The sequence below is a fragment of the Spiroplasma endosymbiont of Cantharis rufa genome, from assembly GCF_964019665.1.
GTDB lineage: Bacteria > Bacillota_I > Bacilli_A > Mycoplasmatales > Mycoplasmataceae > Spiroplasma_A.
The window spans coordinates 483,990-497,824 of record NZ_OZ026459.1 but is presented as its reverse complement, the minus strand read 5'-3'; the positions used below and the strand labels follow the sequence as shown (position 1 = coordinate 497,824).

Annotated in this window: 11 protein-coding genes; 1 reads left to right on the top strand and 10 read right to left on the bottom strand. The window is 24.5% G+C overall.

The window, feature by feature from the left end:
- Positions 1-145: 145 nt before the first annotated feature.
- Positions 146-853 (bottom strand): hypothetical protein, encoded by a 708-nt coding sequence (locus AACL15_RS02215; RefSeq protein ID WP_339034890.1) that lies wholly within the window; start codon positions 851-853, stop codon positions 146-148.
- A gap of 70 nt (positions 854-923) precedes the next feature.
- Between AACL15_RS02215 and AACL15_RS02210 the strand changes: the two genes are divergently transcribed.
- Positions 924-1,619: a hypothetical protein gene (locus tag AACL15_RS02210; protein ID WP_339034888.1), complete on the top strand. Its 696-nt coding sequence runs from the start codon at positions 924-926 to the stop codon at positions 1,617-1,619.
- Between the two features lie 19 nt (positions 1,620-1,638).
- Here AACL15_RS02210 and AACL15_RS02205 read toward each other — a convergent pair whose 3' ends face one another.
- The 9 genes from AACL15_RS02205 to aspS form a co-directional block, all read right to left on the bottom strand.
- A complete protein-coding gene (locus tag AACL15_RS02205; protein WP_339034886.1) occupies positions 1,639-3,438 on the bottom strand; it encodes a M3 family metallopeptidase in 1,800 nt (599 codons plus the stop codon).
- A gap of 231 nt (positions 3,439-3,669) precedes the next feature.
- The gene (locus tag AACL15_RS02200; RefSeq protein ID WP_339034884.1) at positions 3,670-5,637 is read right to left on the bottom strand and encodes a glycosyl hydrolase family 18 protein; all 1,968 of its coding nucleotides are present in this window, start codon (positions 5,635-5,637) and stop codon (positions 3,670-3,672) included.
- Between the two features lie 261 nt (positions 5,638-5,898).
- Entirely contained in the window at positions 5,899-7,272 is a 1,374-nt protein-coding gene (locus AACL15_RS02195) for a glycosyl hydrolase family 18 protein (RefSeq protein WP_339034882.1), read from the bottom strand.
- 72 nt (positions 7,273-7,344) lie between these two features.
- Positions 7,345-8,640 (bottom strand): glycosyl hydrolase family 18 protein, encoded by a 1,296-nt coding sequence (locus tag AACL15_RS02190; protein ID WP_339034880.1) that lies wholly within the window; start codon positions 8,638-8,640, stop codon positions 7,345-7,347.
- Between the two features lie 136 nt (positions 8,641-8,776).
- Positions 8,777-9,664, bottom strand: coding sequence for a hypothetical protein (locus tag AACL15_RS02185; RefSeq protein ID WP_339034878.1), 888 nt, complete (start codon positions 9,662-9,664; stop codon positions 8,777-8,779).
- Between the two features lie 373 nt (positions 9,665-10,037).
- Complete coding sequence (locus tag AACL15_RS02180) at positions 10,038-10,394, bottom strand: hypothetical protein (protein WP_339034876.1); 357 nt, start codon at positions 10,392-10,394, stop codon at positions 10,038-10,040.
- A gap of 160 nt (positions 10,395-10,554) precedes the next feature.
- Positions 10,555-11,178: a hypothetical protein gene (locus AACL15_RS02175; RefSeq protein WP_339034874.1), complete on the bottom strand. Its 624-nt coding sequence runs from the start codon at positions 11,176-11,178 to the stop codon at positions 10,555-10,557.
- A 90-nt stretch (positions 11,179-11,268) separates the two neighbouring features.
- Positions 11,269-12,030, bottom strand: coding sequence for a Pr6Pr family membrane protein (locus AACL15_RS02170; protein ID WP_339034872.1), 762 nt, complete (start codon positions 12,028-12,030; stop codon positions 11,269-11,271).
- An 84-nt stretch (positions 12,031-12,114) separates the two neighbouring features.
- The gene (aspS, locus tag AACL15_RS02165) at positions 12,115-13,833 is read right to left on the bottom strand and encodes an aspartate--tRNA ligase (RefSeq protein ID WP_339034870.1); all 1,719 of its coding nucleotides are present in this window, start codon (positions 13,831-13,833) and stop codon (positions 12,115-12,117) included.
- Positions 13,834-13,835: the final 2 nt, after the last annotated feature.

Below are 13,835 nucleotides of genomic sequence, written 5' to 3'. Positions count from 1 at the left end.
CTACCTCTTTATATTTTCATATATATTTTTTAGAACTTATTTCAAGATATAAATCAAGATTATTATATAGCAAAATAAATAAATAAAACTATATTTTAAAACTTTTAAGGTGTTAAAAATATTATTAAAAGTTCTTATATGAGTGCTAATCTATATTTCAATTATTTTCCTCCTTTATTTGTATAGCAAAAACTGATAATATTGAGATATTTGTTAAAGTATTAAAAATATATCAATAATCCTGAGAGCATTCTTCAAAAATATTATGAACGCTTTCGCTATTTAATGAATTATATTCAAACATATTTAAAATTATTTCTGAAGTGCTTTCAATTGTTTCAAAACTATTTGAATATTTAATAATCTCTAAACCTTCTATAATTTTTTTATTAAAATTAAAGTTTTCATTGATTAAATTATTGCAATAGTTAACTATTATATTTTGAATTTCTTTAAGACATTCAAATAAGTTCATTACTTCCTTATTATTTTTTACATTATTATAACTTTGAATTATTCACTTATCTAATAAATCTGCTATTTGTTTTATTGACTCTATATTCGGTCAATATTTATGACGATCAAAAACTTGTGTTCTATTTAAAGAAATTAGTTCATTTCAAAAATCATAATAATAAAAGTTAATCATATCTTTAACCTCTTTAAATTGATCAAGATATTCGATATTTTTAAAATAATTAAATATTTTCTCAAATTCTTTAGTTAGCAAGTTATCTCTTTTAAGTTGTATTTTTTGGTCTTCAAATAATATTGATATTATTTGCAAGGCAGGATTATAAAATTTAAATATTTTCTTAGAATTTTCGTGATTAAAATCATATTTACCTAACATAAATTATTCTCTTTTCTCTTTATACAATTAATATATAATAAAATTAATGAATTATAGAAGGTTTAATAAAATGATAAATAATTTTAAAGCATACAAATTAACATTAAAAGATAAAGAACATTTAAAAAATGTAAGTCCTTATTGAGAAAAGGACATTAAAAAAAACATTAAAAAACTTATGAAATGAATATTGAGATTTAATAAAAATCCAAATGACTTTATTATTGAATATACGAATAACTACGAATTGTATGATGTTTTATTTCAACAAATTGATAATTATTCAAATTTTTATAATCAAAAGTTTAAATTAATTAATAATAACTCTAAACTATTATCTAAATTTCATAAATTAATTGTAGACTATGTTTTTATTTTAGGCTGAGTAAAATCAATTGAATTAATATGTACTTTCTTTGAAAATATTGAAAAAAAAGATATTGCAAAAAAATCAGAGTATGCAATTGAATTGATAAATAACTGCTTAATTTCATATTTTGAAATTTATAAAAAAGAGGTTTTAAAAATAATGAAAAAAGATGAATATTTGGAATTAATTTTTGAAAGAATTTTTTCAAATAAAAGCACGATTACTAAAGTAGACATTGCTGCAAGAGATGTTATGAGTTATTCCAAAATGTTAAAGAAAAAAAATAAACTAAGTGAAGAAAAACTTATTAAAATAAATATACTTTCTATTGAATTAATTGTCTTTTCAAATTCAATAACCTATTTTTATACAAGATTTTTAAGTAATGTATATTAAAAATAAACCAATTATTGGTTTATTTTTTATTTAACAGTTTTTCAAAACTCTCTACTAATTTTTCAACTTCTAATATTAAATCTTTATATGATTCTTCTTTTTTACAATCAAAATTATATTTTTTAAATAATTGAGTAGCTTTTAGACTTCCCCCATCTTTTAAGAAATTTATTATTTGAGAGGCATCATTTGTTCTTTTAAATTCAGAATATAGCTTAAAAGATACGGCAATTGATACAGCATATTTATAAATATAAAAAGGTTGCTCAAAAATATGAGATATAGCTATTCAACTATATTTATATACTTGATCATCATATCTATCAAAAATAGATTTTCCTAAAACTTTCTTATTCGCCTTTTTTAGTATTTCTGAAATTTTATCTAAAGTAAGAACCTCACCCTTTTCGCTTGAATTATAGCACTGATATTCAAACTCTGCATCTGCAATAGCGGAAAAGAAATTAGAAAAAATAAATTCAATTCTATTTTGAATTAAAATCAATTTCTTACTTTCATTCTTTTCATTTAGAAATAAATAATCAAATAGCAAATGCTCATTAAATGTTGATGCTACTTCAGCAATCATATTTGAAAATCCATTTAATGGTTTTGGTTGATTTTGTTTAGCAAATAAATTATGAACAGCATGACCTAGTTCATGTGTTAAGGTTGAAATTGAATCTATATCTTCTGTAAAATTTAAAGAAATTAAAGAGTCATAAGTATCGCTTCCAACTGTAAAAGCACCAGTGGATTTATTTTCATCTTCATAATAATCAATTCTATTATCTGATAAGCAATAATCTAAGTTAGCAATATATTTTTCTCCAATTGGTTTTAAAGAATTTTTAATTATTTTTTGAGCTTCTTCAACACTGTAATTTTTTCTTTCCAACTTAAATAGTTCCAAACTTGAATCAGTTCCATAAAATTTTTCCAAATTTAAGTATTTTTTAATTATTTCATAATATCTATAATAAAAACTAGAGTTTTTAGAAGTGAATTTTATTAAGTTCAAAAAATTTGTAATGGAGAAATCAGTTCTATCAAAAAAGTTTTCTTTAAAACTTTTCATTCCAACAAGTTTTATTGATTCAATTTCTTCTTTTACAATAGATTCATATATTTTTGCATAAGTATGTTGTTTAAATTTCAACCCCTCTTTAAATTTTAAACTTGCTTTAATTCTTAATTGTTGATCTTTAATAGGATCTGAATAAGTTAAAATATCTGAGATAAATTTTTGATTAATAATATATTCTTTGTTTTCATACACTAACTTTTTTTCTTCATTATCTTTAAATCTCATTGATTCATACATTTCATAAATAATTGAACTAGAGTTTGAAACCTTTGATAACAACTCTCTTTGTTTTTGAGGCATAAGATATTTTATGTTTTTAAAGAATTCTTTGTAACTATCTGAATAATGAATAAGTTCAGAATCTTCTGATATTCACTTTAAAATTTTTTCTTTTCCAATATTTTTAATTTCCTCATTAATTCATGAAAATTTACCATCAAATTGTTGCATTTTATTATTGAAAATTGAGTCTAATTTTAGCAATCTAGGATTACTTTGTTCGATATATAAATGCTTTAAAAAATGATTAATTTTAGATACACTCTTATCCACTGAGATTGAATCCTTTAAAAAATTTATAAAATCCCTCTTATTTTTTAATTTATTTTTATACATTAATAACTCATTATTTTTTTCAACATACAAGTCTAAGTCTAATAAAAACTCTTTATCACTTTCATAAAGGGAAAGTAAATCTCATTTATATTTATTTTCTGCATCAATTCTCTTCATGATTTACCCAAAAAATTTATTTAAAAATTTTCTTTTCTATTATTTCAATTATTTATTAATAATAAGAAATTTAATATTTTTAAATTCGTATTATTTAAAAATATAGATATTTCAAAATTTTATAAAGAATTATTTTTTATAAATAATTAATTTTATTAACTAAATTGATTTTACATTAATTTTAATAACTTGTCATTTATAACTATATATAAAAAATAACATTATCTAATGTTATTTATTTTCTTTATTATGAGTGTCATTATATCATGATTCAAAACTTCATTTTTTAAACATAATTTGTTGACCATTACTTTCAATCATACCTTCATAAGCATCAAAGTTTATTGCTCAAGTCATAAGACCTTTTGTATAAATGCCATCTTCACTAAGCAGTTTATATGATTTTTTAATAGATTCTTCAGTAGCAGCTCCTCTACCAGCTGGTTCATTTGTTGAAGCCCCCATTACAAATCTATCTGGATCAATTAGATAAAAGTCGTTTAATCTACTATATTTTGTTGTTAAATACTTAGTCATTAAATAATAAAATTCTGCTCTATATGTAACATCATCATTTGTTATAGACCCCAATGACAAGTTTAATCTTTGTTTTTCCTCTTCTTCTAGAAAAGGGCCAAATGCTCATCCATTATAAAATTGTGGATTTATCCAATTATAATATTTATCTAATTGTTTTAGAAATGGAATATAACTTCCCCCAGATGATTCTGTATAATTTTTCAAGTAAGGCATTTCCGGAGCCATAGTTATCATAAATTCAGGATTAGCATCTTTAATTTCTTTTAAAGCGTCAATTGTCACTTGTTGACTTTCTCTATCCGCCAAACAGCTACCTTCTCAGTCAATATCAAGACCATCAAAATTATATTCATTAACTACATTTAAAATTGTTTGTTTCAATTCATTTTTTTGATCGGTTCTAAATCTCATTTCACTTCCAGTAGCTCCACCCATCGAAATAAGCACCTTTTTGCCCTTAGATTGTAGCAACTTAATGCCTTGCTTCATATCATTTGCATTTCATGGTTCAAATACAGGCATAGTATATGGAGTTGGTGAATATAAAAATGAAATATCAATTACATTATAATTAGTATCAGCCATTTCATCAAAACTTGGTTTTACTTGAGCTGTTCCACCTCACTCATAGTAATATCCCACTAGAACTTTATCTATTGTTTCTACTGGAGCATCTTTTATTTTAAATATAACTTCAACACTTCCCTTATAAATTCCATCACCATTTGATGAAACCAAAACCTTACTGTCTGTAATATTAGAAAGTTTAATTGAATCTACTTTCAATTCAGAATTTAATTCCTTCAATCTTGTAATAATTGTAATTTCTTGATTATTTACAATCTCACCCAAATCAGTAACTTTAAGATGTTGATTTAAATCAATTTCAAGTGAAGGTTCAACTTTTAAGGAAAATATAACTTCAACACTTCCTTTATAAATTCCATCCCCATTTGATAAAACCAAAGCTTTACTATCTGTAATATTAGAAAGTTTAATTGAATCTACTTTCAATTCAGAATTTAATTCCCTCAATCTTGTAATAATTGTAATTTCTTGATTATTTGCAATCTCACCCAAATCAGTAACTTTAAGATGTTGATTTAAATCAATTTCAAGTGAAGGTTCAACTTTCAAGGAAAATATAACTTCAACACTTCCCTTATAAATTCCATCCCCATTTGATAAAACCAAAGCCTTACTATCTGTAATATTAGAAAGTTTAATTGAATCTACTTTCAATTCAGAATTTAATTCCCTCAATCTTGTAATAATTGTAATTTCTTGATTATTTGCAATCTCACCCAAATCACTAACTTTAAGATGTTGATTTAAATCAATTTCAAGTGAAGGTTCAATTTTTAAGGAAAATATAACTTCAACACTTCCTTTATAAATTCCATCCCCATTTGATAAAACCAAAGCTTTACTATCTGTAATATTAGAAAGTTTAATTGAATCTACTTTCAATTCAGAATTTAATTCCCTCAATCTTGTAATAATTGTAATTTCTTGATTATTTGCAATCTCACCCAAATCACTAACTTTAAGATGTTCTTTGATTTCTTTTTCTTGAGTAAAAAGACCACATGAAATAACAGTAGTAGATCATGAAGAAATTAAAGTTATTGAAGAAATTAAACATAGCAGTTTTTTCATATTAATTTACCGTCCATTTTCTATATATTATCATATAAGAAATAATATAGGCTAGCTAAATATTTAAAATTTTTTTATATAATTTCGCAAGCATATTTTTATATTGAAATCCCATTAAATATCTAACTTATATATAGTTAATAATAAAAATTATTTTTTTAATTTCCATAATAACTTTTATTTTTCATTGATAAAACCAGTACTATTCCTTTTGACAAAATTACTTTTAAAATAATTTTAAAAAACAATGAAATTTTATTACTATTCTTGTAAATAAATATCTTTATATCACTTTGAGAAGGTTCATTTCTCTCAATAAATAATTAAAGTTTCCTTTCCTTCTCCTTGTAGTATTGATGCTATTTTTCCATTATATGCATCACTATTGATTGTTCAAGCCATAAGACCTTTTGTATAAATACCATCTTTGGCAAGTAGTTCATATGATTTTTTAAGTGCTTCTTTAGAAGCTGCGCCTTTTCCTTCAGCAACATATTCATGGGTTGAAACTCCTAAAACGAATTTATCTGGATCAATAATAAAGTAGTCATTTTTTTTACTATACTTAGCAGTTGCATATTTTGTTAATAAATAATAAAATTCTGCTCTATATTTTAAATTATCATTTGTAATACTACATTTAAGTTCTCCACTTTGTTCAACTTTACATGTGTCATCATCATCATCTCAATTTAAAATTCTTTTTTCTGCATCTTCGATAGTAACATCATAGCCAAATTGATTATATGCTTTAGGAGTTACTCAATTATAGTAACCATCTAAACCTTTAAAAAACGGAATATAACTTGGAGCCTTTCCAATTTCTGTTGCAAGTCTCAGACCATCAGGAGTAGTTGATAATGAAATTATAAATTCTTCTCTCTCATTTTTAATTTCTTTTAAAACATCAATGGTTACTTGTTGACTTTCTCTATCTGAAATACTTTGTATTTGTCAATTAATATCTATTCCATCAAATTTATACTCATCAATTACTTTCAGAATTGCTGATTTTAAATTTTCTTTTTGATCAGTTGTAAATTTCATATTTGTTGATAATGAACCACCCATAGATATGATTGCTTTTTTGTCATTTTTGTGAAGTAATTCAATTCCATTTTTTATATTTTCAGGTTTTTTTGGATTAAAAGTAGGTATTTCACGCTCTCTTAAAGCATAAAAGTCTCCAATATTAATTACATTATAATTTGTAATTGCTAACTCTTCAAAAGTAGGAATTCGCTCTCCTTCAACAACTCAATCTTTTTCATCAGTATAATACCCAACTAGAGCTTTTTCTTCTAATTTAATAGGTTCACCCAATAAATTAAATTTTACTTCCATAGCTCCTGTATATGAACCCTTTTTAGTGGCTGCAATAAGTGCTGTTTTGTTTTTATTTACTTTAGCTACTTTATATGAATTTGCATCCAAACCTGGATTTAATTCTTGGATTTTAGATTTTATTGTTTCTTTATTATCATTTTCTAGCATTCCTAAAGATGTTCTTAGAACATGATTAACTAAATGATTTTCATCATTGATATCTCCAATACTATAAGCGCATGCAACAACTGAAGTTGTTCCAATAGCTACTAATGACAATGAAGATAATAGACCTAATATTTTTTTCATTATTTTCCCCTTAATTTAATCTTATATTTTCATAAAATATTAATACTTTTGAATTTTAAGTTCTAATTTATTTTATTTATTTTCTTTATTATGAGTGTCATTATATCATGATTCAAAACTTCACTTTTTAAACATAATTTGTTGACCATTACTTTCAATCATACCTTCATAAGCATCAAAGTTTATTGCTCAAGTCATAAGACCTTTTGTATAAATGCCATCTTCACTAAGCAGTTTATATGATTTTTTAATAGATTCTTCAGTAGCAGCTCCTCTACCAGCTGGTTCATTTGTTGAAGCCCCCATTACAAATCTATCTGGATCAATTAGATAAAAGTCGTTTAATCTACTATATTTTGTTGTTAGATACTTAGTCATTAAATAATAAAATTCTGCTCTATATGTAACATCATCATTTGTTATAGACCCCAATGATAAGTTTAATCTTTGTTTTTCCTCTTCTTCTAGAAAAGGTCCAAATCCTCATCCATTATAAAATTGTGGATTTATCCAATCATAATAGTCATCCAATTGTTTTAGAAATGGAATATAACTTCCCCCAGATGATTCTGTATTATTTTTCAAGTAGGGCATTTCCGGAGCCATAGTTATCATAAATTCAGGATTTTCGTCTTTAATTTCTTTTAAAGCATCAATAGTTACTTGTTGACTTTCTCTATCTGCAAGACAACTACCTTCTCAGTCAATATCCAAGCCATCAAAACCATATTCCTTAACTACATTTAGAATTGTTTGTTTCAATTCATTTTTTTGATTAGATCTAAATCTCATTTCACTGCCAGTAGCTCCACCCATTGAAATAAGTACTTTTTTACCTTTTAATTGTAGTAACTTAATTCCTGCTTTCATATCTGCTGGATTTCATGGTTGAAATACGGGCATAGTATAAGCTGTTGGTGAATATAAAAATGAGATATCAATTACATTGTAATTAGTATTAGCGATTTCATCAAAACTTGGTTTTACTTGAGCTGTTCCACCTCATTCATAGTAATAACCAACTAAAACTTTATCAATAGTTTCAATTGGAGCATCTTTTAATCTAAATCTTACTTCCTTATTTCCTTTGTAAATAGCCTCATCAATTGCTCAAATAGTTGCACCTTTATTTCAAATATTTTCTATTTTAATTGCACTTATATCTAAGTAAGGATTTAACTGCTGCAACTTATTTTGAATTGTTATTTCTTGATTATTTTCAATTTCACCTAAGTTATATTGAGTGATGACACTACTAAGTTCTTTTTTATTATCTGGTTTTGGACTAACTAAATTACATGAAACTACTGTAGTTGATAATGATGTTATTAAACTAATTGACGACAATAAAGATAATAGTTTTTTCATATATTTTACCCCTTTATTTAAATGTTATCATAAATAACATTTAAAAGTTTTAATTTAGATATAAAAAAATCAATTAGTAAAGAAACTAATTGACTCAAAATTTATATACATTTAAATAATATAAATAAATTTTAAACTATTTATGTACTAACATATTAAATGTTCCATTAGCATCATTTGATTCAAAAGAAACATAGAAATAGTCATCTTTAACTAAATCATTACTTGAGATTATTGAACCTTTTTCAAATTTGTTATTTTTATTAATTGCATTATAAACATTTAATGATTTAACATCAGTTATATTTAATTTTAGGGTTGTATTAATATATTTAATTGCTTCATTATTTAAAGTATTTCCTGAATAATTAAACATATCCACTATTTGACCTGCTAAATAGTCAATTCCCAAGTTTGGTAAACTAATATTTGATTTATATTCATTGTCTGTATGTTCGATAGACTCACTTATTGTATATTCTGTTTTTAATGTAATAAGATAACCTGGTTTTATTTGAAAATCTGCTAAACCTTGAGTACGTTGATAACCATAAAGATTTCCTGTAACTAATCCTCCATCAGCTAAACCTTCAAAATCAATAGCATATCTAAAGTTCCCATTATTATCTGCCTTTTCAATATTAACGTTCATGCTTAAAACTTCATACTCCTTAGCTCTAATTAAATGTTGTAATTCTAAACCTACTCGTATTGTTCCCTCAGTTGCTAGTCCAGGAAATCTTGTTAAACTATCTGTGATTGAATAATTTGTAATATTGTTATCTTTAATAAAATTTCTTTGCTCATCAATTGCTTCAATTAGAACCTCTTTATAATCTTGTGTACCAACTAATAATTTACCATCTTTATCAAAATGTTTTTCATTTTTTACATCAATTCAAAATTCTCCAACCTCAAAATCTGAAGTTATTTTATTATTAATATTTTGTTCCATTGTAACAACTGGTGCTATTGCAGAACTAGAAACTGATAAAGTTCCTATAAGACTTAAAAGTTTTATCATATATACCTTTCATTCTTAAACCCACCCAACCTACCAAAAAATTAATATTTTAAATTTTATTTTTAATATAAAAATCTATTGCATTATTTATTGTTAAGTTATATTAACTTAACTAAATCGTAGCATAGAACTTTTAAATCAATTTATTAATAGAAATGTCTAAATTTTTTTTAATTTTTTAGATAAAAGAATTTTTTTGTTTAAATTAAAAAATTCTTTATTAAAGGGAAAAATACCTCATACAAAATTAAATTAGGTAATTATTTTGTTTTTCTTATAGAATGAAGTAATCTAATTTAAAATTAAAAAATACAGTATTAAATACTGTATTTTTAGATAAAAAAAACTTTCTAGTAGAAAGTTTCAATTTAAATTATTTATTTATTAAAATGTCTAATTTTTCATTAATTTCTTTTAATAATTCTAAAAGAGGTTTTTCAAAGTTTTCAATTCTTCCTGAATTTCCAGCTTGTCCACCAAATCCACCATTAGGTCTTCCACCACGGTCTCCACCGCGTCCACCAAATCCACCTGGTCTTCCACCACGGTCTCCACCGCGTCCACCAAATCCACCTGATCTTCCACCACGATCTCCACCACGTCCACGATCTCCACCACGGTCACGGTCTCCACCACGGTCACGGTCTCCACCACGGTCACGGTCTCCATCTTGTTTTTTAGGTCCATCACTTGATGATCTTCTAAAGTTATCCTTGTTATCAAATCCCATAAGTTCATTGCCTTTCTATTTAATTCTTTTAAAGGCAATAATAATACGCTATCAAAAGATGTGTAATTTAACACTCTTATTATTATATAGGAATAATCATTCAATCTTAATTTATTTAAATTAAGTTGTCATAAACTTAACTTTTAAGTAGTTAAATTGATTAATTAGTGACTGTTTTAGTGAAATCACTTTTAATTGCACTATTTAAAAGTTTTAAAATACTAATATTAAATAAAATAGCAGATAAAGTAATAATTAAAGCAACAATCGTTACTCCAAGAAACAATGCTAAATCAATATTTGCTGAAAGATAACTTGGCACTTCTTCAATAAAAATGTGACTATTTAAGCTTTTTTCAATTAAAATGAACTGTGAAAGTAGTATTGCTTTAATGATTACAATTGCAATAAGCATTATAATAGTTAAAAATACATATATATTATTTAAATTTTTAAATTTTAAAAAAGGTTTTCTAATTGAGTTATTTGTAAAGAATATTAATGTAAAGATAATAAGAATTGTTGTTAAAGATATAGATAGTATTTTTAATAATTCTAAATTTGTATTAAAAATATCATCTATTGAAGCAGTCTGATAAGTTCCTATCAAATACTTTCCAAAACTATTATAAATAACTACTCCATTCTTATTTTTATCTTCAAAAGTAAAACTAATAATAAACTTGGAAAATAGAGCAAGAAAAGAAAAAATAAATGCAATAATTGCAGTGATTAAATTATAAGTATAATACCCCCTAATATTTTTATATTTTCTTTTAAGCATTAAAATATTCTCTTTTCTTTGTAAATATATTTTAGATTTTAACATATTGTTAATCACTCTAAAAAAAAGAAAAACTACTTAAAAGTAGTTTTAACTAATGTCATTTATTTTTTTATAATATTGCTTATCCATTACTTTGTTATTAATAAAATTATATAAAAAACTAAATCCCACCAATAATCCTATTATTCCAAAAAATGCAATGAAAAATCATCCAATACCAGGAATCCCAGCTGGTCCAACATGATGAATATCTAAAAAGAAATATGGATATAATAAGTTTATATTTTCTATAAAATAGTAATCTCCTGAGTTAAATCTAAGTTCTCCACGTAACATCGCATAAATACAATAAATTAAAACCATAGTAAATTGAATTCAAAATTTTTTAATAAAAAATTCCTTAAAATTAACTTTTTCTTTATTGCTCATAAATAAATTTACGTATAAAATAAAAGCCACTGGAATAATTGCGTGATCGACTAATGTTACAAAAATACTAAAAGGATGTGTTGGAAAACCTTCAACTGGAATTAAAATTGCATTGTAAACAATTAAAGTAACAGTTATCATTGTTGCTAATGAATTAGCTGTTGTATAACTTAACATTTTTGTTTTACCTTCTTTTTTATGATTTATTGCTGCATATAAAAATCAAAATTGAACTAGAACATTTGAAAGTAAAGTAAATGTTGTAAAGTAATCTATTGTATATATTTCATAATTACCTTGATAAACACCATTAACTTCACCTGCTGTTGCTATATTTCAAATATAATATGAAAATATAGTAAAGAAAGATAGAAGCCCAAAAAAATATTTATAAATTAATTGAAATTTTAATGATTTCATAATTTTCTCCTTTTCTTTTTTAATATAATTGAATTATATATGAATCATTATAAAATTAATTTATTAAAAAAATAATCCTTTAGATTATTTTATTTTAATATGAAGTTGGTCTAATTGTGACGAATCTACTTTATCTGGAGCATTTGTCATATTGTCTATTCCTGATGAATTTTTTGGAAAAGCAATTACTTCTCTTATATTTTCAGAACCTGTTAATATCATACAAATTCTATCTAATCCTAAAGCACAACCTGCATGATAAGGAGCTCCATATTTATAAGCGTTAAGGAATCAACCAAAGTTTGTTTCAATTTTGTCTTTTTTAAGCCCAATAGCATCAAACATTCTTTGTTGGATTTTTGGGTCAGTAATTCTTTGACTTCCCCCACCAATTTCAAAACCATTTAATACTATATCATATGCTTTTGCTAATGCATTTGCCTTATCAATATCGAAATTATCTAAACTTATATCTGCTGGCATTGTAAATGGATGATGAGATGCTACAAATCTTTTTTCCTCTTCAGAAAATTCAAATAAAGGAAAGTCAATTATTCAAGCTAATTTCATTACTTCTTGATCTAATAAATTTAAAATTTTTGCAGCTTTACTTCTAATTGCTCCCATTGCCTGACTTGCTTTAAAATATTCATCTATAACAAATAAAACTGTTGACTGATTTTTTATTGAAAATAGCTTTATTAACTCCTTTTTTTCAAAATCTGATAACTTCGAACCTATTGATCCTGTTCATTCTTTTAAATCATATTTTGCAAATGCTAATATATTAACACTATTTTGTTTAGCAACTTCTGTTAATTCTTCCAAATCTTTTTTACTTAACATAGAGTCAACACAAATTGATCTAATACTTTTATTTTCAATATTAGTAAATAATGGTATTTCACTTTTTTTAAAAATTTGATTTAGTGTCTTGATTTCAAAACCAAATCTTAAATCTGGTTTATCATTACCATATTTTTCCATAGATTCTTTTCATGTAATTCTTTGAACTGGTTCTTTAATTTTAATACCTTTAATTTCAAAAATAATCTTCTTAATTAAATTTTCAATTGAATTCATAACATCTTGATCATCTGCAAAAGACATTTCCATATCAAGTTGTGTAAATTCAGGTTGACGATCTATTCTTAAATCCTCATCTCTAAAACACTTCACAATTTGAAAATATCTATCTAAGCCTGAAATCATAAATAATTGTTTATAAAGTTGAGGTGATTGAGGTAAAGCATAAAATTTACCTGCATTCAATCTTGAAGGAACTAAAAAATCTCTTGCGCCTTCTGGGGTTGATTTACCAAAAATTGGAGTTTCAATTTCAATGAAGTTATTATCCAGAAAATAATTTCTAATAGTTTGATTCATTTTACTTCTAGTAATTAAATTTCTTTGCATTATTTCTCGTCTTAAGTCTAAATAACGATAAGTTAATCTTGTATCTTCTTGAGATTCAATATTATCTTTAATTTCAAAAGGAGTTAATTCAGATCTATTAATTACAGTTAATTTTTCAACCTTAATTTCAATTTCACCAGTTTTAATTTCAGAGTTTTTTGACTTTCTTTCAATAACTATTCCTTCAACTTCCAAAACATATTCAGATTTAATATTTTCTAAATTTTTTGATTCGTCAATAACAAGTTGAGTTATTCCATATCTATCTCTAAGATCAATAAAATTCATTGCTCCCAATTTTCTAATTTTTTTAACTCATCCTTGTAAAATCACTTTTTGTTTGACATTCTTAATTGTAAGTTCTCCACATGTGTGTGTGCGTTTCATTT